Below are 25,312 nucleotides of genomic sequence, written 5' to 3'. Positions count from 1 at the left end.
AATATAATTTGAAAAGTTTCTAATGCATCAGACAGTAACTTTGTGACCATAATAACGAATAATGTCAGATCTGAAAGTAACACTGGTACAATCCCAGTTACATTGGGAAGATATAGCGGCTAACCTCCGGATGTTTGATGAAAAAATTGATAGCATCAGGGAGCGGACAGAAGTGGTTTTTTTACCTGAGATGTTCAGCACCGGCTTCAGTATGCAGCCGGAACGCCTTGCTGAAACCATGGATGGCAGCGCCGTTCAATGGATGAAGCGAAAAGCTGCGGAGAAAAAGATCATCATTACCGGTAGCCTGATTATTGAAGAGAACGGACATTATTTGAACCGCCTGATCTGGATGCTGCCCAATGGCACCTATGGTACCTATGATAAGCGCCACCTGTTTGGTTATGCCGGAGAACAGGATCACTACGAGCCAGGCAACAAGCGCCTGATTGCGCAGGTAAAGGGCTGGAAAATAAACCTGAATATTTGTTACGATATGCGTTTCCCGGTATGGGCGCGCAATACCATACAGGCCGACACCCAGGCGCCTGCATATGACCTGCTGGTGTATGTAGCCAACTGGCCGGAAAGGCGTAAAACCGCCTGGAATACGCTGTTGCAGGCCCGCGCCATCGAGAACCAGTCGTTTGCCATCGGTATTAACCGTGTGGGTAATGATGGGAATAACATCTACCACAGCGGCGAAACCAGCCTCATAGATCCTATGGGCGAAATCATCTACCGTAAATCTCACGAGGAAGATATTTTTACGTATACCCTTCAACGTGAGCAACTGGATGAAGTAAGAAAAAACATTCCTTTTCTGAAGGATGCCGATACTTTCACTTTCCTTGATAAGGAATCGCTTTAAATAATACGTATGTTATTGCAGGGAGTCCATCACATCGCAGTTATCTGCGCTGATTATCCGCGTAGCAAGATCTTTTATATAGATGTGCTGGGCCTGCGGATCATACGGGAAGTATACCGGGAGGCACGTGATTCATGGAAGCTGGATCTGGCGCTGGGCGACCAGTACGTGATAGAATTATTTTCTTTTCCGAACCCGCCGGCACGTCCAAGTCACCCGGAAGCCTGCGGACTGCGGCACCTGGCTTTTGCCGTGCAGGATATTGAAAGCGCCATTGGAACACTGCGTGATAAAGGCGTTGTCACGGAACCTATCCGGGTAGATCCGCATACCGGTCAGCGGTTTACTTTTTTTGCTGATCCTGACGGCCTGCCTTTGGAGTTATACGAAATTCACCCGTAAAAAATATGACTGTTATGCCCACCACATACATAAATGCCAGGATTTTTACCGGAGATGAAATGCTGGAAGATCATGCCGTTGTTACTGCTGCCGGTAAAATTACAGGTGTAATACCCACCACGGAAGTATCACAGCATGATGAGATTATTGACCTGCATGGGTCGTTGCTGGCCCCCGCCCTGATTGATCTGCAGATTTATGGCGGTAATGGCGCCGTATTTTCTTTATATCCTGATGTGTCATCACTTGCTGCTACGGTAGCTTACAGCCGTGTGGGCGGCGCTGCCTGGATTATGCCTACTGTGGCCACTATTTCCCCGGAAATTATGTTGCGGGCTATGCAGGCTGTGAGAGCGTACTGGGAACAGGGAGGAGAAGGCGTGCTGGGCTTACATCTGGAAGGACCGTTTATTAATCCGGCCAAGAAAGGAGCGCATCTGCCGCAATATATCCGTACACCGGCGCAGGAAGATATTGACTGGATACTGGAGAACGGGAGAGATGTGGTGAAGATCATCACCCTGGCGCCTGAATGCTGTGACCCCACGCTGGTAAAGCAATTGCAGGATGCCGGCATCGTGGTATTTGCTGGGCATAGCAATGCTTCTTACGGGCAGGCATATACGTCGTTTGAGAAAGGTATTCATCATGCCACCCATCTTTTTAATGCCATGTCTCCCCTGGAAAGCAGGGCTCCCGGCCTGGTAGGTGCTATTTACGACCATCCGGCGGTAAATGCCAGCGTAGTAGCAGACGGGGTGCATGTAGATTTCGCTTCGATCCGCATCTCCAAAAAAATTATGAAAGAGCGGCTGTTCCTTATTACAGATGCGGTAGAAGAAAATAAGGAAGGTAACTATATCTATATCCGGGAGAAAGACCGCTACGTAAGCGGTACCGGCGTGCTGTCGGGCTCCTGCCTGACGATGATGCAGGCGGTACGTAATTGTGTGGAAGAGGTAGACATTCCGCTGGAAGAGGCATTGCGCATGGGATCTTTGTATCCTGCCCGTGCTGTTGGCCGTGAAAAGCAGCTTGGGCGCATCGCTCCGGGTTATGATGCTGCCTTGCTGGCCATCCGTCCAAACAGGGAACTAGCAGTTTACTCTTAATAGCTTTATCTTCGTAGCATCAATAATACCGTATATCCGCATGGGTGCCATCATTCGTTTTTTTACCAGACGTCAGTATAAAAATCTTTTCCTGTTGACATGGCTGGTGCTGGGTTTACTCCAGGCCTGTTATTCCGAGTTGTGGGATGATGAAGCCTACTACTGGGTATATTCCCGTCATATGGACTGGGGCTATTTCGATCATCCGCCGATGATTGCGCTGCTGATCAAAATAGGTTACAGCATTTTTCATAATGAGCTGGGTGTGCGGTTGCTGGTAGTGATGGCCAATACGGTGACGCTGTGGATCACGGCGAAGCTCATTGCATCAAAGGATAACAAACTTTTTTATATCATCATAGGCTCCCTGGGAGCTATGCAGATTGGCGGTATGCTGGCTGTTCCTGATGTACCGCTCATCTTTTTTGCGGCACTTTATTTCTGGGCCTACCGTACTTTCCTGGCGAAGCAAAGCTGGAAGAATACGCTGTTACTGGGTATCGCTATGGCACTCATGTTCTATAGCAAATACCACGGGATATTGCTGGTATTCTTTACGGTGTTGTCCAACATGAACCTGCTGCGCGTATTTAAATTTTATGTAGCCTGTATCATCACTACAGTACTCTTCTTTCCGCATATTTACTGGCAGATTGCGCATGGATTTCCATCGCTGCAATATCACCTGGTAGAGCGCAATGCATCTTCCTATGATATTACTTATACGCTGGATTATTTAGGAGGACAATTACTGCTGTTTGGTCCGCTGATGGGCTGGCTCATCCTGTATTATGCTTTCCGTTGTCCTATTCAGAATACTTTTGAACGTGCCCTTAAATTCAGTCTGGTAGGGGTATTGGTGTTTTTCCTGATCAGTACTTTCAAGGGCAGGGTAGAGGCCAACTGGACAGTGATGGTATTTACGCCGGTAGTCATCCTGGCGCATCAGACGCTGGTACGCAAATCCTGGTCGAGGAAGTGGCTCCTGTACACCTTACCTGTGACGTTATTGCTGGTGTTGGTGGTACGGGTGTATATGGTGTGGGACTTTATGCCCGGTGTGGAAATAAGACCTGAAATACACCATAACAAAGAATGGACATCACAGGTGGCTGCCCGTGCTGCCGGCAGGCCGGTGGTATTTATAAACAGCTATCAATTGCCTTCCAAATACATGTTTTATACGGGGCAGTTGTCATACAGTCTTAACAGCCGGTATTCCCGCCGCAGCCAGTATAATTACTGGGATACGGAAACGGAATTGTGGGGTAAACCGGCCATGGTGGTATTTGAGCCGGGTGCAGGGCTACCTATTACCGATAGCCTGAAAACAATACATGGCACCTGGGATTATAATATGCAGGCGGCTTATTATTCCTATTCGCTCATACAGCTGAAACCAGCGTTAAAGATAATTACAGCACGGCCCAGAGAGCAGGTAAATGTGATCCTGCAACCGCATAACGGCTATCACCGGCCTATTCCGCTGGATCGTACCAACGAGGCGGTGCTGGGGTATGGCTTTACCACCACGGATGAATCATTGCCACCGGTAAAAACTTCCATGTCACTGGAAAAAGCCGTGTTGCGCAGGCTGATAAACCTGCCGGTAGTGATGCCGGATAAACCCGGCGAATACCAGCTGAAATTTTGTGTTTTTGCGGGAGATATGCCTCCTACACATAATAGTGTAGCGATTAAAGTCGTCGTCAAGCCATAGACCAGGATTACCCGGATACAAAAAGATTAACCTGATGGGTGTTATGTTGGAAAATAATTCGGGAAGAATTATAACATAACACCCATCAGGTTAATCTTTTTGTATCCGGGTAATCCTGGTCTAATCCTGGTCTATTCCTGGTTAAAGGCGTTCCATCCCTGTGCTACCAGTTTGAACTTATTGCCACCTTTGGTGAGGATGTGGGCGCCTTCGCTGATGTCGGCCATGTAGCCGATAACGCTTATTTGTTCGTTGAGTACGATTTTATCGTGATCCTGTTGTTTCATAGTGAAGAGCAGTTCGTAGTCTTCTCCGCCGCTGAGTGCGCAGGCAGTGGGGTCCAGGCCAAATTTGAGGGCTATTTCCTTACTTTCCTGTGCAATCGGGATCTTTTCTTCATATAGTACTACGCCCAGGTTGCTTTGTTTGGCAATATGGAGGATTTCGGAGCTGAGTCCGTCACTTACATCCATCATGGAGGTAGGCATAATATCCTGTTCCTGTAGGAACTCAATAATATCTTTACGGGCTTCCGGTTTCAGCTGGCGGCCGATGATGTAAGTCTGCTCTTCGAGATCAGGTCTTACACCGGGACTTTCCAGGTATATTTTTTTCTCTCTTTCCAGGAGGGTGAGGCCGAGGTAAGCGGCGCCCAGGTCGCCGGAAACGCAGAGCAGATCGCCCTTTTGGGCGGTAGACCTTTTTACGAATTGATCTGGGGTTACTTCGCCGATGGCCGTAACGCTGATCACAAACCCTTTTTGTGAGCTGCTGGTGTCGCCGCCAATGAGGTCTACGCCGTATTTTTCACAGGCAGCATATACGCCTTCATAGAATTCGTTCAGTCCTTCTACAGACATGCGGTTGGAGAAGGCGATGCTCATGGTGATGTGTGTAGGCGTGGCATTCATGGCGTAGATGTCCGACAGGTTTACCACCACGGATTTATAGCCCAGGTGTTTGAGCGGGGTGTACATCAGGTCAAAGTGAATGCCTTCCATCAGCATATCGGTGCTGATGACGGTTTGTTTGCCGAAATGGTCTATAACGGCAGCATCATCTCCCACACCTAATACGGTGCCGGCGTTTTGTATTTCTATATTCCGGGTGAGATATTCGATTAATCCGAATTCTCCCAGGTCGCTTATTTCAGTTCTTTCCTGATCCATCTTTTCAAATACTTATTTACCGTTGTTAATAAGATCCTGTAACGCACTATGAATATGACCGTTGGTGGCCAGTATTTCTTTTTGGTAAGGGGAATACCGGTTGCCGGAAAAGTCGGAGACTTTACCACCGGCTTCTTCCACTATGAGGAATCCGGCTGCGGAATCCCATGCCTGGAGTTCGTGTTCCCAGAAGCCATCGAACCGGCCGCAGGCAACCCAGCAAAGGTCTATGGCTGCAGAGCCGAGGCGGCGTACGGGAATGCCTTCCCTGATAATATGGTCCAGTACCTGCATGGGGTCTCTGGGGCCCTGGTTCCATTTGTAAGGGAAACCAGTTACCAGGCAGGAGGTAGCCAGGTTTGACTTTACCGATACATGGATCGGCTTATCATTCAGGGTAGCGCCCTTTCCTTTTTCTGCCAGGAACAATTCGTTCATAAACGGATTGTAAACAGCGCCCAGTATCATCTCTCCATCTTTCTCCACACCAATGGATACACAACAGATAGGGATGCCGTTGGCAAAGTTGACGGTGCCATCAATGGGATCAATGATCCATTTTACATTGGAGGCTGTTTTCATCTCGCCCACTTCTTCACTCAGTATAAAGTGATCGGGATAAGCAGCCCTGATAACGTCTATGATAACGGCTTCAGATTTTTTATCTGCTTCCGTCACCAGGTCGTTAATGGTACTTTTACTGCTCACTTCAAAGGAGCCGTTGAAATATTGTTGCAGTATTTTTCCGCTGGCTTCAGTAGCTTTGAGTAAAGTTGTTTTTAACATGCCGCAAAGGTAATTACGAATTACGAATTGCGGATTGCGAATTTCGGGTGCTGCATTATATAATATATACATATATTATTCCCTTGCCGGCAACCGGGCGTTCGTAATTCGTGATTATATTCAATATTCCACTTATTTTTGTATTTCAATTAAAGAGAGGGAAAGTTAATGGCCATCATAGGTAATCTGATTTCCAGGTCACTACGTATCAGGAAGCAATTCACGTTTAAGTTAGGAACACCTCGCCAATATCAGTTGCAGGTGCTGCGTCGTTTGCTGGAAAAGGCCAAGGATACTGAGTTTGGCCGTCACTACAATTTTCAGGAGCTGTTGGATAGTCCCAACTTTTTGGGACAGTACCGCGAAAAGGTACCTGTACACAACTATACTAAAATGCATGGGGAATGGTGGTACCGCTGCCAGGAAGGGGAGCCAAACGTGAGCTGGCCGGAGAAGATCAAGTATTTTGCCCTGAGTTCCGGCACGTCAGAATCTGCCAGTAAACATATTCCTGTTACCAAGGCAATGCTTAGAAATGTGAAGAAGGTAGGTGTGAAGCAGCTGTACTCCATGGTTAACTTCAATATCCCCTCGAAATCCTTTACCAAAGGGATTCTTATGCTGGGGGGAACCACTTCCTTATTTGAGAAAGGCGACTATTACGAAGGTGATATGAGCGGCATCCAGGCCAAAAATATCCCCAGATGGTTTCGCCGTTTTTATAAACCGGGTGGTAGTATCTCCCGCAAACCCAATTGGGAACAGCGTATCAAGCTGATTGTACGCAAAGCCCGTGAATGGGATGTGGGTACTATTTGTGGCGTACCTGCCTGGGTACAGATTGTATTGGAAGAGATCATTAAATACCACGGGGTAAAAAACATTCACGAAATATGGCCTAACCTGGCTGTATATATTCATGGAGGCGTGTCCTTTGAGCCTTACCGCGACAGCTTTCAGAAGCTGCTCGGGAAGCCGATTAACTTCATTGAAACCTACATGGCTTCCGAAGGTTCGTTTGGTTTCCAGGCACGTCCGGGAACAAGAGGGATCAAGCTGGTGCTGAATGCAGGGATCTTCTATGAATTTATTCCTTTTAATGAAGACAATTTTGATGCAGAGGGAGAAGTAAAACCGAATCCCAAATCTTACATGATCAACGAGGTGGTGGAAGATGTGGAATATGCTGTGATGCTGTCTACCTGTGCAGGCGCCTGGCGTTACCTGATTGGTGATGTGGTGAAGTTTACTTCCGTAAAGGAACATGAAATTGTGATTGTAGGTCGTACCAAACAGTTCCTCAGCCTCGCCGGGGAACATATGAGCATTGACAACATGAACAAAGCGATTGACAATGTGCAGAAGAAGCTGGGCATTACCATCCGGGAGTTTACGGTAGCCGGTTTCTCTTATGCCAACCTGTTTGCCCATCGCTGGTACATTGGTACAGATGATGCAAATGTGGATACAGCAAAGGTGCGTGAAATCATAGACCAGACGCTGGCAGAAGTGAATGATGACTATGCAGTGGAAAGAACTTCTGCATTAAAAGAAGTTTTTGTAGAGATATTACCGAATGAGGTATTCATTGATTATCTGCGTTGTAAGGGCAAAGAAGGCGCTATGAACAAATTTCCGCGGGTGATGAAAGGGGAGAAGTTAAAGGACTGGGAAAAATTTCTGGCAGGAAAAACCGTTAAGAACTAGACACGAACCTGTGACACGGAAATAATAAGCATGATAGCAGCAATTGTAGCGGGATTAGGACTGGGATTAGTTCTGTCGTTATCGGTAGGCCCGGTAATATTCGCCATTATAAAATACAGCATCAATAACGGCTTTAAGGCAGGCATTAGTTTCGCGCTGGGTGTGTCTTTGAGCGATATCATGTTTGTAACCATCGGTAATCTGTCCACCGCTTTTATAAGTGGTTTGGAGGGATATAACCGTACTATCGGCATTGTTGGCGGCATATTATTGATAGGCATGGGGTTGTACGGGCTTTTATTCAAAAAAGTAAAGATCAGTACAGGAGAAGAGAAGCCGGAGATGTTTGGTACACACGATTATCTCAAAATATGGCTGGCAGGCTTTTTAATGAACACGCTGAATCCCGGGGTGGTTATTTTCTGGCTGCCGGTATGTATTGGCTATAGTGCTACCTCTCTTAGTCACCGGGTGGTGATGTATGGGGTTTGTTTGAGTATGGTTTTATCCACCGATATTCTAAAAGTATTTGTATCAGACAAGATCCGGCATAAACTGACGCTCACTAATGTGGAATGGCTGAACCGTATTGCCGGTGTGAGCATGATCATATTCGGGGTGGTGCTGTTGTATAAGGTACTGTTTGATGTAACATTAGCTCATTAATATAAAAAGGAAAGTCCTGGCCGAAACCAGGACTTTCCTTTTTATATTAATGAGCTTTCTTCTTATTTGATAGTCCACGTTTCACTTCCTGCAAACAATTTATCCAGGTCGCCGGGGCCTTTTCTGTCAAGGGCGTCTGCCAACTGTGCGGACATCACCTCTTCGTAAGTATGGCGGTGAGCCTGGTAGAATACACCGAAAGGACGTGGTAAATGGCCTTCTATGCGGGAATCGTCGAACATGCGGGTCAGCAGCTGTGCTTTGTAGAAATCATTTTCATCATGAATCCACAGGTCGCTGGCGCTGTATTCGCCACCAAGTTCTACTACCACTGGTTTCAGTCCATCGAGACGGATACCTTTATTTTTCTGGGCGCCGAAGATCAGGGGTTGTCCTTGCTCTACAAACACGGTTTCATCTCCTTTGCTTGATTTTTCTGTAAATATTTCAAAAGCGCCATCATTGAAGATGTTACAATTCTGGTATATTTCCAGGAAAGAGGCGCCTTTATGTGCATGGCTGCGTTTCAGCATTTCCTGCAGGTGTTTGGGGTCGCGGTCCATACTACGGGCAATGAAGGTGGCGTCTGCACCCAGGGCCAGGGCCATCGGGTTAAACGGATGATCAATACTGCCGAATGGGGTAGATTTGGTCACCTTGTTCTGCTCTGAAGTTGGAGAGTACTGACCTTTGGTTAAACCGTAGATCTGGTTGTTGAACAACATGATGTTCACATCAAAGTTACGGCGGAGCAGGTGAATGGTATGGTTACCACCAATCGACAATCCATCTCCATCTCCGGTTACAATCCATACACTGAGTTCCGGCCGCGTTGCTTTAAGGCCCGAAGCAATAGCCGTAGCACGGCCGTGGATAGAGTGCATGCCATAAGTGTTCATATAATACGGGAACCGCGATGAACAGCCGATACCGGAAACGATCACAATATTTTCGCGGGGAACACCCAGCGTAGGCATAATGGTTTGTACCTGTTTAAGTATAGAGTAGTCGCCGCATCCAGGGCACCAGCGTACTTCCTGGTCCGTTGAAAAGTCTTTTGCTGTTAAGGGCTGCGGAGCTATAGTTGCTGTTGACATTTGTATAAGTTAAAATATAATATGTAGTCTGTAAAGTTACGATAGATACCTGTAATTCGGGCCATCATTTATCCTTTTCACCCGGTAAAGCTATGAAAGGATACACAAATATATATTAATCTACTGGGTAAGTAGACTATTTGCCTATAACGTATATTTATGGGTCATAACTTTTAGTAATGACCTATAGATTTAGTGGACTATTCGTATATTGTTTAGATATACCCACTTCAACCAATATCTGCATCTCTTATGACAACAACTTACTTTCCTTTTTTGCCAGCACTATTACTATGCACCACTATAGCCGCTCACGCACAGGACAAAAAACTACTGGGATATACAGACAGTGCAGCCACCCAACACCTGCAACTGGAAGCCCGTTTCGACAAGAAACTGAGCAGCCGGCATATCGGGGAAACCATTAAAAGCCTCTCCGCCCAACCCCATCATATTAGCTCCGCCCGCGGAAAAGCCGTAGCAGAAGACATCTTACAACGCTTTAAGAGTTATGGGTGGGAGGCAGAAATCGTGACCTACCAGGTGCTGTTTCCTATACCCAAAGAAAGGGTGCTGGAACTCACCAGCCCCACTACTTACAAGGCTGTACTGAAAGAACCCGCTCTGAAAGAAGATGCTACTTCCGGGCAGGATGGGCAGTTGCCTACCTACAACTGCTTCAGTGCAGACGGTGATATAAACGGAGAACTGGTATTTGTAAACTATGGCCTCCCGGAAGATTATAAGTACCTGGAACGTGCAGGTGTAAGCGTGAAAGGTAAAATTGTTATCGCTAAATACGGCCGCTCCTGGCGCGGTACAAAACCCAAAGTGGCACAGGAACACGGTGCAATAGGCTGTATCATCTACTCTGATCCCTGGGATGACGGCTATTTCAGCGGCGACGTATATCCTGAAGGTTCTTTTAAAAATGAATATGGTGTACAACGCGGGTCTGTTATGGATATGGTGATCTATCCCGGCGATCCGCTGACCCCCAATATTGGCGCTACCGCCTCCGCGCAGCGGCTGGACAGGGCTACAGCGCCCAACCTGCTCAAAATTCCGGTATTGCCTATCAGCTACCACGATGCGGAGCCACTGCTCCGCGCACTGGATGGCCCCGTAGCACCGGGAGATTGGCACGGTGGCCTGCCGTTTACCTATCACATCGGACCGGGTAAGGCAAAAGTTCACCTGAAACTGGCCTTCGACTGGCAGATCCGTCCCTGTTATGATGTGATTGCGAAATTAAAAGGCAGTGAGCAGCCCGACCAGTGGGTGATCCGTGGTAATCACCACGATGCCTGGGTGAATGGCGCGGCAGATCCTGTAAGCGGCCTCGCCTCCCTGCTGGAAGAAGCCAAGGCAATCGGTGAGCTGGCAAAAGAAGGCTATCGCCCCCGTCGTACGCTGGTATATTGTGCGTGGGATGGGGAAGAACCCGGCTTGCTGGGCTCTACCGAATGGGTGGAAGACCATGCCGCTGAATTACAGGAAAAAGCGGTGGTATACATCAACTCAGATAATAATGGCCGCGGATTTCTCAACGCCAGCGGTTCACATGCCCTGGAAACGCTGGTGAATGAAGTAGGGCGCGATATCACCGATCCGCAAACACAGGTGAGTATCCTTGCCCGCAAACAGGCTGCCGATATATTGAAAGCAACAACGCCTAAACTAAAAAAGGAAAAGCTGGATAAACAAGGTATCGCCATTAATGCCATGGGCTCAGGTTCTGACTATTCTTCCTTCCTGCAACACCTGGGCGTGCCTTCCCTCGATTATAGTTTTGGGGGAGAAGATGCCGGCGGAGAATATCATTCCATCTATGATTCCTACGATAACTATATCCGCTTTAAAGATCCGGGATTTAACTACGGGGTGGCGTTATCGCAAACAGCAGGACATACAGTATTGCGTATAGCCGACGCCGTTACCCTGCCATTTGATTTCCGTAAACTATATGAAACCGTAAACGGATATGTGAATGAACTGATTACATTAACAACGGACCTGCGCGAAGCCACTACCATCGAAAATCAACTGATCCGGGAAAACAAATACGGACTGGCTGCGGATACCGCCAAACATCTGCTGCCACCGGTACCGGAAACCGCAGTTCCCTACCTCGATTTTTCTCCTTTGCAAAATGCTATGATCGCATTGGATACTGTTACCCGGTCTATCTCTCCCGAAAAAATAACCGGTAATAAACAATCCTTAAACAAAATACTTTACCAGGCAGAACAACAGCTCCTGAACGACAAAGGATTGCCTGCCCGCGCCTGGTACAAACATACTTTGTATGCGCCTGGCTTTTATACCGGCTACGGCGTAAAAACCATCCCCGGTGTAAGAGAAGCCATTGAACAACGCAGATGGACCGAAGCACAGGAGCAGATCAGCATCGCCGCCGCAGCTATTAACAGGCTGGCAAGCCACTTACATCCCTAAATTCTTCAGATAATCCTTTAAGCCCAGTACAATCTTGCTTATAAGTTGTTGCTGGAAAGCGGGATTTAGTATTTTTTCTTCATCGCCGGGATTGCTGAGAAAGAGTGTTTCTATCAGTGCATCAGGAAATTCAGTAGGGTTATTGAGGATGAAATTGAAGTCGCTGTTATTGCCGAAGTCGCGCAGTCCTGTTTCCAGTAAACGTTGATGTATGGCTGCATTCAATGGTTCGCAGAAAGGATGTTTATAGTAAGTGGCCGTACCATATGCATCTACGGGATTGCCGGATGAATTTAAGTGGATGCTTAACAGCAGGTCCGGATTGGCGCGCCGGAAAAGCGACAGGCGGTCTTCGTTTGGCACAAACCGTTCGGTGGTGCGGGAGATGATCACTTTGGCGCCTTCTCTTTCCAGGGCGGCTTTGAGGAGCAGGGAAAGTGTGAGCGTGAGCTGCTTTTCATAAACGCCTGTAAGTCCTACCGCACCAGGGTTGCCGCCACCATGACCGGGGTCAATACCGATAACGAGATTAGCCAGCGATAATTTCTCCGGTACACGTTTAACCTTTACCGTTATACGGTTATTTTCATAATACACCTGGTAACCCCAGGGCGCATGTTTAAGGGAGATGACCATCCGGAATATATCATGCGCGGGCTGTTGAAACGCTATGCCGGTGATTTCCCTGGTGCCTTGCAGCAGGGCGTTTACACCTTGTTCCATGTAGGCGCCGTGTACGTCTACAATGATTTTCCCGGGAGTAACAACCTGTGTAGAGGTGTAGGGTAGTTTATCGGACAATGCAACGGATACATAATCTGCTTTATCATCACCCCACACTTTTGCATCGTCTACAATGCTTACGGGTAAAGCTTCCTGTGGTATTTCCGTATCTACCAGCGGTTCGGGGATGAAGGCCGTTTGTTTGGATGACAGGCGTACTTTATAATAATCGCCTTGTTTGCCGGTGATGTGCAGCAGTACATCTCTATCAAGATAGCCTATTTTATTGGGGCCCAGGCGGTCGCCATCAGGGCTGGAGGTGAGGTAGGTCATGTTGTCGATGGTGCGCCCGGTAAGAGGTACCTCGTTGCGCATTACGCTGTAGCGGTAGGTGCTGCCAAGGATGGCTGTTTCGCCGCCCTGCCCGCGCAGTATTACCTGCAGCTTGCCATTCAGCATGGAGTCGCGGGGTTGAATAATATAGCTGCCGCTGTAGTAGCCGGCGATGCCGTTGGTTTGTGAAGCCGGCATTTCTTTCAGCGGAGTATTATTGAACCAGCTGGCCTGTCCACCGGGATAGCCTTTCATTTTAATATGGAGGGTGTCGCCGGGCATGAGTTGTAAATTGCCCCTGGGAGAAATCTCTATAAAATCTATCCGGAAAGCAGTAGTAACCCTGGGTGCCGGTGGTGGTGCATAGTAATAAACCAGTGTTTTCGTATATGTTTGGCCGTTAGGACTTTCTGCGGTAACCACAAACGTACTTTTGCCGGGCGTCAGTTCCTGCTTTACGGCAAAGGTACCGGTACTGTATACGTAAGCCGTATCGTTATTGATCGTTATTTTGCATCCTGCGCAGGTACGGCCGGCGATGAACTGCCGCGCAGTAGAAACATTGCTTACCTCCCGTGATGGCTGGCTAAGGCGTATAGAAGCCTGACCACTGGCCCAAAGGGGAATAACTATTACCGTAAAAATCTGGAGTAAAAACTTTGCTGATCGATTCATATCCCGTCAAAATCATGTAAAGATAAGAGGGAAACAGGAGACTATATGGAGTTGATTTTTAGAAACATATGATGAGTGGAGATCAAAGCTGATAAAATGAATCATTTCGATCTCCGCTCATCATATGAATGATTACAGGGCGTATTTATTATCTGCTATCAGTTTATCCGCTATTCTTCTGCGGGCATCTTTAGCATTGAACGGATCTGCTTTGGTAAAGCGTTTCAGGCCGAGGAGCATCATACGTTGTTCATCACCTTCTGCAAATGCGTTGATCGCATCTTTACCTGATTTGTTGATACGGTCTGCTGCATCATAGAGGTAGGTGCGTACAATATCTGCCTGCAGGGATGCTGCGGCTTCGCCTTTATGCTGGGTCATCTTGATAAGCCGGAGGAGGGCACTTTCTGCTACAAAAGTTTCGATGGCCATATCGGCGATGTCCATTAAGATCTCCTGTTCATTTTCAAGCTTCGTCATGAGTTTCTGTGCGGCGGCACCTGCTGCCATCAGGATCGCTTTTTTGAAGTTCACGATCATTTTCTTTTCCTTGCTGAAAGCACTTTCATCATCGTTGCCGAAATCGGGGATACTCATCAGTTCCTTCATCACGTTCATGGCAGGATTCATGAGGTCCAGTTTCCCTTTCATGGCGCGTTTCAGGGTCATGTCGAGGGTGAGCAGGCGGTTAATTTCGTTGGTGCCTTCGAAGATGCGGTTGATACGGGAATCGCGGTAGGCTTTTGAAATAACGTATTCATCACTGAAGCCGTTGCCACCGTGTATCTGCACACCTTCATCCACTACAAAGTCGAGCACTTCGGAGCCGTTTACTTTCAGGATGGCGCATTCCACGGCATATTCTTCTGCGGCGCCCAGTAAGGCTTCGTTGAAGGGTTTGCCGGCGGCCAGTAATTCTTTTTCCTTGTCATCTATCAGCTGGGCGGTGCGGAACAGCGCAGATTCGGATGTCCAGGTGCGGATAACCATTTCCGCCAGTTTATGTTTGATAGCGCCGAAATTGGCGATGGGTTGTTTGAATTGTACGCGTGTATTGGCGTATTGCACGGAAGTAGCAATACACTTCTTGGCCGCGCCGAGTGCGGCCGCACAGAGTTTCAGGCGGCCTATGTTCAGGATGTTAAAAGCAATGAGGTGACCTTTGCCGATCACGCCCAGCACATTTTCTACGGGCACTTTGGCGTCCTGGAAATAAATCTGCCGGGTAGAAGATCCTTTGATCCCCATTTTATGTTCTTCTTCACCCAGTGTAAATCCGGGGGTATCTTTATCTACAATAAAAGCTGTGAATTTGTCGCCGTCTATTTTAGCAAAAACGGTGAACACATCCGCAAAGCCTGAGTTGGTGATCCAGCATTTCTGCCCGTTGAGCAGGTAATATTTACCGTCTTCCGTTAGTTTGGCGGATGTTCTGGCTCCCAGTGCATCAGAGCCGGATTCGGGTTCTGTCAGCGCATAGGCGCCTTTCATTTCGCCCGTAGCCAGTTTGGGAATATATTTCTGTTTCTGTTCTTCCGTACCGAAGTAGAGGATAGGGAGTGAACCGATACCTGTATGTGCAGCCATGGCTACGGAAAAGGAGTGACCTGCGCCCAATCCTTCGTTGATGATAGTAGCGGTTACAAAATCTTTACCCAAACCACCATATTCTTCCGGGAAGGCTGCGCCCAGCAATCCCTGTTCACCTGCTTTCTCCAGGAGCGATGGCATCAGCCCTTCCTCCAGTTTGTCAATCCGGTCAATCAGTGGTGTTACCTCTTTACTGATGAACTGATCTGCCATTTCTTTGATCATCAGCTGCTCTTCCGAAAAGTCTTCCGGCGTAAACACTTCTTCAGGAGCACTTTCCTTTACCAGGAATTCCGCGCCTTTCAGCGCAGTCTTATTTTCAACTGTTGCGTCCATGTTATCTGAATTTTTGGTAGTGCTGTAATTTACCGAAATTAAACCAGTTTAATCCTGGTCCGATTCGTAATTAATTTTCAGTATCATTGCCCCCTTTATGAGCAACTTTTTTCTGCCATATTTGAAAAGCCATTTTCACGGTACCTGTAATGGTTCGGGGGAGCAACTCCTGATCTGTTTACACGGTTTTGGTGAAAGTGCTGCTCATTTCAGCCCACTCACGGAAGGTTTGGGCGATCAGTTCACCATCATCGCACTGGATATGCCTTTGCATGGGAAGACGGACTGGCAGGAAAACCGTGTTTTTGAAAAGGACGACCTGGTAGCGGTGGTAATGCGGGTGCTGCATCGCTATGAAAAAGAGCGGTTTTCCCTGTTAGGATACAGCATGGGTGGGCGTTTGGCCCTATGCCTGGTAGAGAAAATGCCTACCCGGATAGATCATCTTATCATGTTGGCTGCGGATGGTCTGAAAAACAATCCCTGGCATATGTTTGTTACCCAAACAGGTATAGGCAATAAATTATTTAAATACAATACGTTTCATCCACAGCTGTTTTTTACCTTGCTGCATTTGTGGCGCAGGCTTGGTTTACTAAATCAGAGCATTTACAAATTTGCATTGCACAGGATGGATCAACCGGAGAAACGGGAGCTTGTTTATAACGTATGGACGATCATGCGTAAAATGATGCCGGATAAAAAAAGATGTAAGCAATTATTATCCGGTTATCACGTTTTAACACTCCTGGTTTTCGGGAAATACGACCGGGTGATTCCACCTATACTGGGAACCCGTTTTGCGGATGGTTCATTTCCGTGCAAAATGATCGTACTTGAAAAGGGGCATCAGTTGATCTCCACAGAGCTGGGCTTCATTATCAAAAAAAATCTTTAAACCCAGATGCATTTTTTCTTAATTATACTTATCGGACTGGCATTAGGCTACGGCGTGTTGATGTTATGGTACAGTCTTGGCTGGAAGCGGCTGCAAAAATTCACCGTTACGCCGCAACAGCTGGGTAGCACACGTGTAACCGTGATCATACCGGCGAGAAATGAGGCCGATAACCTGCCGGCTCTGCTGGCGGCCTTACAACAGCAAACTTATTCCACAGCGTTGCTGGAAGTGATTATAATAGATGATTTCTCAACAGATGATACGGCAGGTGTGATCAGTCGATTCCCGGCAGCAAATATTCATCTGTTGCAATTGAAAGACCACCTCAATGTAGAGGAGCGACTTAATTCCTACAAAAAGAAGGCGATTGAAATAGCGATCTCCCAGGCGCAGGGAGACCTGATCGTTACTACAGATGCGGACTGTGTAATGGGGCCGCGCTGGATAGAAACGATTGTACAGTTCTATGAAGTGAACCGTCCTAAATTCATAGCGGCGCCGGTAAGTTTTTATAAAGAACAGAATTTTTTCAAGAAGCTGCAATCGCTGGACTTCATGACCATGCAGGGGATCACGGGGGCTGCAGCCCAGTTACGTGCAGGTACTATGTGCAATGGTGCTAACCTGGCTTATGAGAAGGAAGCGTTTTATGATGTGGGTGGCTTCACCGGTATTGATAATATTGCCTCCGGCGATGATATGCTACTGATGTATAAAATATACAGTGCTTATCCTGATGGCGTGATGTACCTGAAAAACGAAGATGTGATTGTGCGTACATTACCGGTAGACACGCTGAAAGACTTCATGAATCAGCGGATCCGCTGGTCGTCGAAGGCAGATAAATATGAGGATAAAAGAATTACCTGGGTGTTGTTGCTGGTATACCTGTTTAATGCCTGCTTGCTGGCGATGGGTATCATTGCTTTGGTGGCGCCCATCTGGTGGCCGTGGTTCCTGATCATGATGTTGTTGAAAATAACGATGGAGTTGTATTTCCTGTTGCCCGTGGCGCGGTTCTTTCATAAAACAGAAATGCTGGCGTGGTTTATTCCCGGGCAGTTATTTCATATTCCTTATATTGTAATTGCTGGCTGGCTGGGCAAGTTTGGCAGTTATCAATGGAAAGGCCGTCAGGTAAACTAAATTATTTTTCAGTTGTCCAATATTCAATCTGCCTGGAAACGGCTGCAACAGAATAAAGGCGCGGTAGCTGGTCTGGTAGTGATTATGCTGGCTGTTGTTGTCAGTATGCTGGCTTACGTGATTGCACCGGATAATACACCCGATGCCAACAGGATGATCCTGGAAGTAGAAGGACAGCATCCCGGTTTCCGGATTCATATGCTGGCTGTTAAAAAAGAACAGCCGGTAGCCAGGGTTTCTTTCTTTCACAAGCTGTTGTACGGACAGGAATCAGATGTAACGTGGGTGCCTGTACGTTCCTGGCAATTCAGGGATAGTGTGCTGGTGGTGCAGCGTTATATAGATGAATCTACCAGCGGCGAAGAAAAATATAACCTGGCCGCAATATGGTATGGAAAGATGCCGCCGGATCATTTGCCGTATAATCAGCTGGCGGCGCAGATCAGCCAAGAGCGTATTTTCTCACAAACATTCTGGTTGGGTACCGATAAATTTGGCCGCGATATTTTAAGCCGACTACTGGTGGGGACCCGTGTGAGCCTTGGTGTAGGCTGTATTGCAGTGATCATTTCATTGAGTATAGGTGTGTTCCTGGGCGCTGTTGCCGGGTATTTCAAAGGCACAACAGATGATGTGGTGATGTGGCTGGTGAATGTGATCTGGTCCATGCCTTCGTTATTGCTGGTGTTTGCCCTTACTTTGGCGATGGGAAAAGGTTTCTGGCAGGTATTCATTGCCGTGGGACTTACCCTGTGGGTAGGTGTGGCGCGGATCATCCGCGGGCAGATTCTGGGCATCCGTGAGCTGGAATATGTAGAAGCAGCCCGTGCGCTGGGATACAGCCATATGCGGATTATTGTTAAACACATCCTGCCCAATATCATGGGACCTGTGATGGTAGTCGCCGCGGGTAATTTTGCTACGGCTATCGTAGTAGAAGCAGGACTTAGTTTCCTGGGAGTGGGGGTGCAGCCTCCGCAACCGTCCTGGGGTCTCATGATCAAAGAGAACTACAATTTTATTATTACCCACAATCCCTTGCTGGCGTTGGCACCGGGGGCGGCTATCATGCTGCTGGTACTGGCGTTTAACCTGTTGGGAAACGGTTTGCGGGATGCCCTGGATGTAAGAAGTAAAATTTGATTGGTATGTAAAAAAAACATAATTTTATCTGTCTCATACCTTTGCACTATGTCATTGAAAAGCCTTTTACCAGTACTCTTAGCCATCACATTTATCGGTTTTTCCGCCTGCAAAAAAAAGAACAAACAGGATGATAAACCCGTACCACCCGTACAGGAAGAAGCCCTGAAGTTTGAATTGCCGGGCATCCTGGTAGGTAAGGCCAATGTGGCACTGGACAGCACTTATACTTTCAAGGTTAAGATCACATCAAAGGTGCCGGAAAAGGGTGTCCATATAACACTCAATGTACAGACAGACCCCGGCGGCATTCCGTTGGAACAGGCAGCTGTTCCGGATACCACCGCGGGAGAATTTAATATTATCCTCCAACACCTGAAGGAGGTGAAAACATATAAAGTAACGGTATCGCTGAGTTCTCTGGGTAATACGGCCAATGTATCCACCCCGCTGGATTTTTTAATCACCAACAAATCAGGAGGATGATAGCCGCTATACCTGCATCATCAAATAACAAATAACCAAATCTCAAAATAGTTTAGGTTTGCAGGCTGGCGTACCAACGAATCATTTATGCAAATTGCTGTTAATGCCGCTTGTCTGAGAAGAGATCTGCCTGCTGATACCGGACAGGTGGCCACTGAAATAATTTTAGCGATGTGCCGGCAACAGCCGGAGCACCGGTTTACATTCTTTTTTGATGGAGAGATACCTGCGCACCTTAGCTTTCCGGCTAATGTGACCACGGTTGTACTGCCGCTGAAAGGCAACCGGGCCTGGCACCTTTACTGGTGGCTGGAATGGCAGTTGCCCCGGGCTATGAAAGCGTACCACGCCGATGTGTACCTGGGACTGGACGGCACATTGCCATTGCGCAGCAAAGTTCCCGGCAGCCTGCTGATCAGGGATTTGTCTTTTCTGAAAGGCGCTGGTTTGCAGTCAGCCCTGCAACAGCAGTATCTCAAAAAAAATATTCTCCGGTACCTGGCGCAGGCGCAGCATATAGCGGTGCTTTCCGATACCGGCAGAAACGACGTGTTGCGGCATGCCCCCGCTGCGGAAGGCAGGATTACCCGGCTGGAAACAGGGGTGAGTGCGTTGTACAAACCACTGGAATGGGAAGAGCGGGAAGCCGCCAAAAAGGAGTTTTCCGGTGGAGTGGAATATTTTTTAATAACGGGCAGTATGCATCCCCGGAACAATATTATGCCGGTATTCAAGGCGTTTTCCGCACTGAAAAAGCGGCAGCGTACCAATCTGAAGTTGGTACTGGCAGGTAGTGCCACACCAGCCGGTGCAGAAATAGCGACGGCCCTGCCGAGTTATAAGTTCAGGGAAGATGTGATATGGCTGGAGAACCTGGATGAGGCTGCATTGGCGCGGCTTACAGGCGCCGCGTATGCACTCGTATATCCGTCGAGGTTTGATGGACTGGCATTGCCCATTTATGCAGCACAGCGTTGCGGTGTACCGGTGATTGCGCTGGAAAGCCTGGCTGCCAGGGAGGCCGGCGGTGATACCGTCCTGTATGCAGACCCCGCCAGTATTGATGACCTGTCAGAGAAAATGAGTTTATTATATAAAGATGAACAGCTGAGATCGAGGCTGCTCGCCAAACAGCCGCCATCGAAACCGGTGGATAGCTGGGAGCAGGCAGCGGCCACATTTAGTCATTTAGTTATTTAGATATTTGGGTATTTGATTTCAGAAAGGAATCCCTGCCGGAATCTAAATACCCAAATATCTAAATAACTAAATGACTAAATGATAGTATTTTTGCGCATTAACAGAAAAATATGAGTAAAGTATCTACCATACAGATCCAGGTGGGCCTGGACGACAACAAAGTACCTGAAACGATAGAGTGGAGTGCCACAGATAACAAGGAAGACAGGATGATCAAGGCGAAAGCCATGATGATTTCTTTCTGGGACAGTGCAGAAAAGGCCGCCCTGCGTATTGACCTGTGGACAAAAGATATGATGGTAGATGAAATGGCGGATTTCTTTTTCCAGACAATGATGACCATGGCGGATACCTATGCAAGGGCTACCCAATACAAAGATCAGGCGGAAGAGATGCGTACTTTTGCGAAGGACTTCTACAAAAAGTTCCAGGAAAAGCAGGAAGCTGAAGGCAAATAATCCATTAAACGTTACCATATGTCATTAGAATTAAATATTAACGCAGAGATCAAAACTGCGATGCTGGGTAAAAAAGAAGCGGAGCTGCGTGCTTTGCGGGCCATCAAAGCGGCTATTCTGCTGGCCAAAACGGCTGAAGGCAGTACGGGTGAGCTCACGGAAGCAGACGAATCAAAGTTGTTACAGAAACTGGCCAAGCAGCGGAAAGACTCCCTGGAGATCTTCCGGCAACAGAACAGGGAAGACCTGGCAGTAAAAGAAGAAGAAGAACTGGCGGTTATCGGGCGTTTCCTTCCCCAACAAATGAATGAAGCCGAATTACGTACAGCCATTACCGGTATTATTGCCGCTACCGGCGCCAGCTCACCCGCTGATATGGGTAAAGTGATGGGCGTTGCTACCAAGCAACTGGCAGGTAAAACGGATGGAAAGGCTATTTCCGCCATGGTAAAGGAACTGCTGAAATAATCCGGAAAAACGCTGTTTTGTCAATAGATATCATTTTTGCCATTATAATGGTGTTTGCCATCTATAAGGGGTTTACACGCGGACTGATAGTGGCTTTGTTTTCGCTGGTGGCAGTCATACTTGGACTGGCGGCGGCGCTCAAACTTTCTACAGTTACCGCTTTGTATGTGCAGGAACATTGGGATATGCATTCCCGTTGGGTTCCCGTTCTGTGTTTTATCTGCCTGTTTATAGGGGTGGTATTGCTGGTAAGGTTAGGAGCCGGCGCCTTGCAGAAACTGGTGGAGCTGGTGATGCTGGGCTGGCTGAATAAACTGGGTGGCATCCTCCTCTATGGCCTGATATTTATAATAATATACAGTGTATTATTATGGATGGCCAATCAGTTGTACTGGTTAAGTCCTGAAACAAAACTACAATCTGCCGTATACCCTTATATTGAGAAAATTGGCCCTTGGGTACTGGATCACATGGGGAATCTGATACCTGTGTTTAAGGATATGTTCGCCCAATTGCAGTCATTTTTTGAGCAGGCAGCCCGGCATATTCAACCTGCTTAACTCGTTTCAAACATTATTTAGATTAATAAAAAGAATTATTTTAGCGTAAAATTGACTTTCAAGATTTGGCAATGGATTACGAAATCAAAACACAGGGTAAGTTTAATTTCATAGAAGAAGGAGAAGGAGAACCACTGGTATTATTGCATGGGCTTTTTGGTGCTTTGAGTAATTTCGCGCACATGGTTGAGTATTTCCGGCAGTATAACAAGGTTGTGATTCCGATGTTACCCCTGTATGATTTAAACATCCTGGAAACATCAGTAGGCGGGCTGGCAAAGTATGTGCATAAATTTATGGAAGCGAGAGGCTACAAAAACGTGCACCTGCTGGGCAACTCACTGGGTGGTCATGTGGCTTTGGTATACCTGCTTAAGCATCCTGAAGCGCCTATTAAATCCCTGACACTTACAGGCAGTTCCGGCTTGTTTGAAAACGGAATGGGTGAAACTTATCCTAAGCGGGGCGACTATGAATATATCCGCAAGAAAGCGGAACTCACCTTTTATGATCCGAAAATAGCTACCAAAGAACTGGTGGATGAAATGTTCGAGATCGTAAATAACCGCCTGAAGGTGATCAAAATCATTACCCTGGCAAAATCAGCTATCCGGCACAACCTGGGAGACGAACTAAAAGATATCAAACAGCCTACTTTACTCATCTGGGGTAATAATGATACCGTTACTCCTCCTATGGTTGGAGAAGAATTTCAAAAGCTTATACCTAATTCTGAACTGCAGTTTATTGATAAATGCGGTCACGCACCTATGATGGAAGTCCCGGAAGAATTCAACAAGATTCTACACGCCTTTTTAGAGAAACTGCAGGAAAAAGCAATCGCTTAACCGGTATACAGACCCACTACAATGATGATTTACTACTGACCTGAGGGGTGCAGTAGCATGACTGTACATGTAATTTCTTTTTCTGTTGGAAGATTCTTTGCTATTATTGTGTAAGAATACACGAAAATGATTGCCAGAGATCTCATATCAACAGTACCTATTCTGCATCCGATGGATGCAGGAGTGAAGGCGTTGCGCCTGATGAATGAATATCATCTTACGCAATTGCCGATGGTAGTGGAGAATAAGTATGTGGCAATGGTAGAGGAAGATCAGATCATGGATCTTGAAGACCCCGAAACACTACTGACATCACTGGAATTAAACGGAACACGGCCCGCCGTGATGGAACAGGCGCATCTTTTTGAGGCCCTGAAATTATTTCATCAATTCAAGTTATCAGCGTTACCTGTTATTTCGAAAGAAAACGAATACCTGGGTATCATTACCAAAGATAATCTGCTGGCAGCCCTGGCGCAATATAACGCGGTGAAGGAAGTAGGTGGCGTACTCGCACTGGAAATGGATGCCCGCGATTACAGCCTCAGCGAAATTGCCCGCATTGCAGAATCCAATGATGTAACCCTGCTGAGTGTTAACACGCTCACAGATGCCACTACCGGAAAGCTGGAAGTATTGCTGAAAACAAACCGCCAGGAATTACACGCGCTGGTGGCCACATTTGAACGGTTTAATTACTTCATTAAATATGTTTTATCCGAAGAACCGGAAGAAGAAATACTTAAAAAGAACTATGATCTGCTGATGAATTATATCAGTATGTAAATAAAGAACATCGCACAATAGTATAGCTGGTGACGGCGCAATATTCATTTATTGCGCCGTCGCTGCTTTTTATTCCCGGGAATAACAATTTATTATATTTGGTGATTTGTGGATTTTTTGATTTAATATTCGAGTCGCAAATTCGTATCGTCACAAAATTCGTATATCTCTAAATAAGAAAGGGGCCTACATGCTGAGATGCTGTTACTACATGCTGGGAATGATATGCCTGCTGGGAATTGTGCTGCCGGTGGCCGCTGAACGTCTGCACGGGGAAGAGTGGCAAACTGTTGCACCGGCAGAGGACACCAGTTATCTCATCGTGCGTAATATTATCATCACAGGTAATAAAAGAACACGTACTTCTATCATTCTGCGGGAGATAAGCACAGTGCCGGGAGATACCATCTACCTGAAAAACCTGGCGGAAACCCTCGAAGAACGCCGGAAACAACTCCTCAATACCTCGTTGTTCCTGAATGTTACGGCCAATGTAAAAGGCTGGGAGGGTAATACTGCCGACCTTGTATTTGAGGTGTGGGAACGTTGGTACACTTTCGCCTTTCCCGTTTTCAAACTGGCAGACCGTAATTTTAACCAGTGGTGGGTGGAAAAACGGCGCAGTCTTGACCGTATCAATTTAGGGGTAAAAGGTTCCCAGGAAAACCTGACCGGCCGCAACGATGCACTGAGTGCTGCGCTGCAGTTCGGATATACACAACGGTTGGCCCTGCAATACGACCTGCCCTATATTGATAAACGTTTCCGGCATGGCCTGGGCTTCCTGTTTTCGTATAGCCGTAACAGGGAGGTGAATGACAGTACCAGTGAAAACAAGCAACAGTTTTTCCGAAAAGATGATTTCCTGCGCCAGGTGTACACCGTGGGCCTCCGGTACAGTTACCGTAAAGCTATCAATACCCGCCACCAGGTATTCCTGAATTATAACTACGAAAAGGTAGCGGATTCTGTGGCCATCATTAATCCCAACTATCTTGGGAAAGGGCGTACCAGCGTGCGTTACATGGACCTGATATACAGGGTGAGCTATATTAAGGCCGATAGCTGGGTATATCCGCTGAAGGGTATTAGTATCATGGCCGAAGCGTCGAAAAGAGGCATCCCGCCATTTGATGATATTGATGATATCCGTTTCCGCCTGAATATGGCAAAGTTCTGGCAGCTTCGTCCCAAAACCTATGCCGCACTGGGTATCCGGAGCCAGGTTAAATTTTCCGCTGATCAGCCGTATGTAAATCAGCAGGCACTTGGTTATGGAGATGATTACCTGCGCGGACTGGAATATTATGTGGTGGATGGAACCAGTTTTGCTATTCTCAAATCTACCCTCCGGCAGGAATTATTATCTTTCAAAGTAAAATTACCGGTGGTTCCCAAAAAATTTAATACGGTACCGGTGCGGATTCTCGCCAAAGTATTTGGGGATGCGGGTTATGCGCACACCAAATTTCCCGGCAACGGCTTCCTGAATAATCGTATGTTGTATACGGGTGGCATCGGGCTCGACATCGTATCCTTTTATGATACCTGTCTGCGTATAGAGTACAGCGTTAATCAGTTAGGGCAAAAAGGACTATTTTTACACACGAGCGTGGATATGTAAGTAGTTTGCCGGTGGCTTTTTGTAAAGCACGATAACGGGTAAACGCAT

23 protein-coding genes are annotated in these 25,312 nt (G+C 47.1%); 18 read left to right on the top strand and 5 right to left on the bottom strand.

What is annotated here, in order from left to right; genetic code table 11:
* Nucleotides 1-61: 61 nt before the first annotated feature.
* From ABQ275_RS22530 to ABQ275_RS22515, 4 genes are read left to right on the top strand one after another with little or no spacing between them, the layout of a single operon-like run.
* Nucleotides 62-871 carry an amidohydrolase gene (locus ABQ275_RS22530; RefSeq protein WP_349315395.1) on the top strand — a complete coding sequence of 270 codons (810 nt, stop codon included), beginning with the start codon at nucleotides 62-64 and terminating at the stop codon, nucleotides 869-871.
* 9 nt (nucleotides 872-880) lie between these two features.
* On the top strand, nucleotides 881-1,273 hold the full coding sequence (locus ABQ275_RS22525; RefSeq protein ID WP_349315394.1) for a VOC family protein: 393 nt from the start codon (nucleotides 881-883) through the stop codon (nucleotides 1,271-1,273).
* Between the two features lie 14 nt (nucleotides 1,274-1,287).
* Entirely contained in the window at nucleotides 1,288-2,385 is a 1,098-nt protein-coding gene (nagA, locus tag ABQ275_RS22520) for an N-acetylglucosamine-6-phosphate deacetylase (RefSeq protein WP_349315393.1), read from the top strand.
* A gap of 40 nt (nucleotides 2,386-2,425) precedes the next feature.
* Nucleotides 2,426-4,105: a glycosyltransferase family 39 protein gene (locus ABQ275_RS22515; RefSeq protein WP_349315392.1), complete on the top strand. Its 1,680-nt coding sequence runs from the start codon at nucleotides 2,426-2,428 to the stop codon at nucleotides 4,103-4,105.
* 131 nt (nucleotides 4,106-4,236) lie between these two features.
* On the opposite strand, the gene thiL is transcribed toward ABQ275_RS22515, so the two are convergent.
* Nucleotides 4,237-5,274, bottom strand: coding sequence for a thiamine-phosphate kinase (thiL, locus tag ABQ275_RS22510; protein WP_349315391.1), 1,038 nt, complete (start codon nucleotides 5,272-5,274; stop codon nucleotides 4,237-4,239).
* A gap of 12 nt (nucleotides 5,275-5,286) precedes the next feature.
* Nucleotides 5,287-6,060 carry an inositol monophosphatase family protein gene (locus ABQ275_RS22505; protein WP_349315390.1) on the bottom strand — a complete coding sequence of 258 codons (774 nt, stop codon included), beginning with the start codon at nucleotides 6,058-6,060 and terminating at the stop codon, nucleotides 5,287-5,289.
* Between the two features lie 168 nt (nucleotides 6,061-6,228).
* Here ABQ275_RS22505 and ABQ275_RS22500 point away from each other — a divergent pair, with 168 nt between their 5' ends.
* On the top strand, nucleotides 6,229-7,767 hold the full coding sequence (locus ABQ275_RS22500) for a GH3 auxin-responsive promoter family protein (RefSeq protein ID WP_349315389.1): 1,539 nt from the start codon (nucleotides 6,229-6,231) through the stop codon (nucleotides 7,765-7,767).
* A 30-nt stretch (nucleotides 7,768-7,797) separates the two neighbouring features.
* Entirely contained in the window at nucleotides 7,798-8,433 is a 636-nt protein-coding gene (locus ABQ275_RS22495) for a LysE family transporter (protein WP_349315388.1), read from the top strand.
* A 62-nt stretch (nucleotides 8,434-8,495) separates the two neighbouring features.
* Here the strand turns inward: ABQ275_RS22495 and ABQ275_RS22490 are convergent, their stop codons facing one another.
* Nucleotides 8,496-9,530 (bottom strand): 2-oxoacid:ferredoxin oxidoreductase subunit beta, encoded by a 1,035-nt coding sequence (locus tag ABQ275_RS22490; RefSeq protein ID WP_349315387.1) that lies wholly within the window; start codon nucleotides 9,528-9,530, stop codon nucleotides 8,496-8,498.
* A gap of 252 nt (nucleotides 9,531-9,782) precedes the next feature.
* Between ABQ275_RS22490 and ABQ275_RS22485 the strand changes: the two genes are divergently transcribed.
* Nucleotides 9,783-11,987 carry a transferrin receptor-like dimerization domain-containing protein gene (locus ABQ275_RS22485; RefSeq protein ID WP_349315386.1) on the top strand — a complete coding sequence of 735 codons (2,205 nt, stop codon included), beginning with the start codon at nucleotides 9,783-9,785 and terminating at the stop codon, nucleotides 11,985-11,987.
* Here the strand turns inward: ABQ275_RS22485 and ABQ275_RS22480 are convergent.
* Both ABQ275_RS22480 and ABQ275_RS22475 read right to left on the bottom strand, forming a co-directional pair.
* Nucleotides 11,976-13,718: an N-acetylmuramoyl-L-alanine amidase gene (locus tag ABQ275_RS22480; RefSeq protein ID WP_349315385.1), complete on the bottom strand. Its 1,743-nt coding sequence runs from the start codon at nucleotides 13,716-13,718 to the stop codon at nucleotides 11,976-11,978. The two genes, ABQ275_RS22485 and ABQ275_RS22480, sit on opposite strands and share 12 nt — an antisense overlap.
* A gap of 132 nt (nucleotides 13,719-13,850) precedes the next feature.
* A complete protein-coding gene (locus tag ABQ275_RS22475; RefSeq protein WP_349315384.1) occupies nucleotides 13,851-15,644 on the bottom strand; it encodes an acyl-CoA dehydrogenase family protein in 1,794 nt (597 codons plus the stop codon).
* A 97-nt stretch (nucleotides 15,645-15,741) separates the two neighbouring features.
* Here ABQ275_RS22475 and ABQ275_RS22470 point away from each other — a divergent pair, with 97 nt between their 5' ends.
* From ABQ275_RS22470 to ABQ275_RS22420, 11 genes are all read left to right on the top strand, one after another.
* Nucleotides 15,742-16,542, top strand: a complete 801-nt coding sequence (locus tag ABQ275_RS22470; RefSeq protein WP_349315383.1) for an alpha/beta hydrolase — start codon at nucleotides 15,742-15,744, stop codon at nucleotides 16,540-16,542.
* Between the two features lie 6 nt (nucleotides 16,543-16,548).
* Nucleotides 16,549-17,691, top strand: a complete 1,143-nt coding sequence (locus ABQ275_RS22465) for a glycosyltransferase (protein ID WP_349315382.1) — start codon at nucleotides 16,549-16,551, stop codon at nucleotides 17,689-17,691.
* 12 nt (nucleotides 17,692-17,703) lie between these two features.
* Nucleotides 17,704-18,834 carry an ABC transporter permease gene (locus ABQ275_RS22460; protein ID WP_349315381.1) on the top strand — a complete coding sequence of 377 codons (1,131 nt, stop codon included), beginning with the start codon at nucleotides 17,704-17,706 and terminating at the stop codon, nucleotides 18,832-18,834.
* 48 nt (nucleotides 18,835-18,882) lie between these two features.
* Nucleotides 18,883-19,320, top strand: coding sequence for a hypothetical protein (locus ABQ275_RS22455; protein WP_349315380.1), 438 nt, complete (start codon nucleotides 18,883-18,885; stop codon nucleotides 19,318-19,320).
* An 87-nt stretch (nucleotides 19,321-19,407) separates the two neighbouring features.
* The gene (locus ABQ275_RS22450; RefSeq protein WP_349315379.1) at nucleotides 19,408-20,520 is read left to right on the top strand and encodes a glycosyltransferase family 1 protein; all 1,113 of its coding nucleotides are present in this window, start codon (nucleotides 19,408-19,410) and stop codon (nucleotides 20,518-20,520) included.
* 110 nt (nucleotides 20,521-20,630) lie between these two features.
* Nucleotides 20,631-20,978: a gliding motility protein GldC gene (gene gldC / locus ABQ275_RS22445; protein ID WP_349315378.1), complete on the top strand. Its 348-nt coding sequence runs from the start codon at nucleotides 20,631-20,633 to the stop codon at nucleotides 20,976-20,978.
* 18 nt (nucleotides 20,979-20,996) lie between these two features.
* The gene (locus tag ABQ275_RS22440; protein ID WP_349315377.1) at nucleotides 20,997-21,446 is read left to right on the top strand and encodes a GatB/YqeY domain-containing protein; all 450 of its coding nucleotides are present in this window, start codon (nucleotides 20,997-20,999) and stop codon (nucleotides 21,444-21,446) included.
* 17 nt (nucleotides 21,447-21,463) lie between these two features.
* Nucleotides 21,464-22,006 carry a CvpA family protein gene (locus ABQ275_RS22435; protein WP_349315376.1) on the top strand — a complete coding sequence of 181 codons (543 nt, stop codon included), beginning with the start codon at nucleotides 21,464-21,466 and terminating at the stop codon, nucleotides 22,004-22,006.
* Between the two features lie 71 nt (nucleotides 22,007-22,077).
* Entirely contained in the window at nucleotides 22,078-22,854 is a 777-nt protein-coding gene (locus ABQ275_RS22430) for an alpha/beta hydrolase (RefSeq protein WP_349315375.1), read from the top strand.
* Between the two features lie 126 nt (nucleotides 22,855-22,980).
* On the top strand, nucleotides 22,981-23,640 hold the full coding sequence (locus tag ABQ275_RS22425; protein ID WP_349315374.1) for a CBS domain-containing protein: 660 nt from the start codon (nucleotides 22,981-22,983) through the stop codon (nucleotides 23,638-23,640).
* A gap of 190 nt (nucleotides 23,641-23,830) precedes the next feature.
* Nucleotides 23,831-25,264 carry a POTRA domain-containing protein gene (locus tag ABQ275_RS22420; RefSeq protein WP_349315373.1) on the top strand — a complete coding sequence of 478 codons (1,434 nt, stop codon included), beginning with the start codon at nucleotides 23,831-23,833 and terminating at the stop codon, nucleotides 25,262-25,264.
* Nucleotides 25,265-25,312: the final 48 nt, after the last annotated feature.

It is taken from the genome of Chitinophaga sp. MM2321 (assembly GCF_964033635.1).
Classification (GTDB): domain Bacteria; phylum Bacteroidota; class Bacteroidia; order Chitinophagales; family Chitinophagaceae; genus Chitinophaga.
Note: the sequence above shows the minus strand (reverse complement) of the source record. Positions and strands in the feature narration are given on the sequence as shown.

Excerpts from the sequence above, each read along its gene's own strand:
- ABQ275_RS22530 (WP_349315395.1), top strand. The coding sequence starts at position 62 with ATGTCAGATCTGAAAGTAACACTGGTACAATCCCAGTTACATTGGGAA.
- ABQ275_RS22525 (WP_349315394.1), top strand. The coding sequence starts at position 881 with ATGTTATTGCAGGGAGTCCATCACATCGCAGTTATCTGCGCTGATTAT.
- nagA (WP_349315393.1), top strand. The coding sequence starts at position 1,288 with ATGCCCACCACATACATAAATGCCAGGATTTTTACCGGAGATGAAATG.
- ABQ275_RS22515 (WP_349315392.1), top strand. The coding sequence starts at position 2,426 with ATGGGTGCCATCATTCGTTTTTTTACCAGACGTCAGTATAAAAATCTT.
- thiL (WP_349315391.1), bottom strand. The coding sequence starts at position 5,274 with ATGGATCAGGAAAGAACTGAAATAAGCGACCTGGGAGAATTCGGATTA.
- ABQ275_RS22505 (WP_349315390.1), bottom strand. The coding sequence starts at position 6,060 with ATGTTAAAAACAACTTTACTCAAAGCTACTGAAGCCAGCGGAAAAATA.
- ABQ275_RS22500 (WP_349315389.1), top strand. The coding sequence starts at position 6,229 with ATGGCCATCATAGGTAATCTGATTTCCAGGTCACTACGTATCAGGAAG.
- ABQ275_RS22495 (WP_349315388.1), top strand. The coding sequence starts at position 7,798 with ATGATAGCAGCAATTGTAGCGGGATTAGGACTGGGATTAGTTCTGTCG.
- ABQ275_RS22490 (WP_349315387.1), bottom strand. The coding sequence starts at position 9,530 with ATGTCAACAGCAACTATAGCTCCGCAGCCCTTAACAGCAAAAGACTTT.
- ABQ275_RS22485 (WP_349315386.1), top strand. The coding sequence starts at position 9,783 with ATGACAACAACTTACTTTCCTTTTTTGCCAGCACTATTACTATGCACC.
- ABQ275_RS22480 (WP_349315385.1), bottom strand. The coding sequence starts at position 13,718 with ATGAATCGATCAGCAAAGTTTTTACTCCAGATTTTTACGGTAATAGTT.
- ABQ275_RS22475 (WP_349315384.1), bottom strand. The coding sequence starts at position 15,644 with ATGGACGCAACAGTTGAAAATAAGACTGCGCTGAAAGGCGCGGAATTC.
- ABQ275_RS22470 (WP_349315383.1), top strand. The coding sequence starts at position 15,742 with ATGAGCAACTTTTTTCTGCCATATTTGAAAAGCCATTTTCACGGTACC.
- ABQ275_RS22465 (WP_349315382.1), top strand. The coding sequence starts at position 16,549 with ATGCATTTTTTCTTAATTATACTTATCGGACTGGCATTAGGCTACGGC.
- ABQ275_RS22455 (WP_349315380.1), top strand. The coding sequence starts at position 18,883 with ATGTCATTGAAAAGCCTTTTACCAGTACTCTTAGCCATCACATTTATC.
- ABQ275_RS22450 (WP_349315379.1), top strand. The coding sequence starts at position 19,408 with ATGCAAATTGCTGTTAATGCCGCTTGTCTGAGAAGAGATCTGCCTGCT.
- gldC (WP_349315378.1), top strand. The coding sequence starts at position 20,631 with ATGAGTAAAGTATCTACCATACAGATCCAGGTGGGCCTGGACGACAAC.
- ABQ275_RS22440 (WP_349315377.1), top strand. The coding sequence starts at position 20,997 with ATGTCATTAGAATTAAATATTAACGCAGAGATCAAAACTGCGATGCTG.
- ABQ275_RS22430 (WP_349315375.1), top strand. The coding sequence starts at position 22,078 with ATGGATTACGAAATCAAAACACAGGGTAAGTTTAATTTCATAGAAGAA.
- ABQ275_RS22425 (WP_349315374.1), top strand. The coding sequence starts at position 22,981 with ATGATTGCCAGAGATCTCATATCAACAGTACCTATTCTGCATCCGATG.
- ABQ275_RS22420 (WP_349315373.1), top strand. The coding sequence starts at position 23,831 with ATGCTGAGATGCTGTTACTACATGCTGGGAATGATATGCCTGCTGGGA.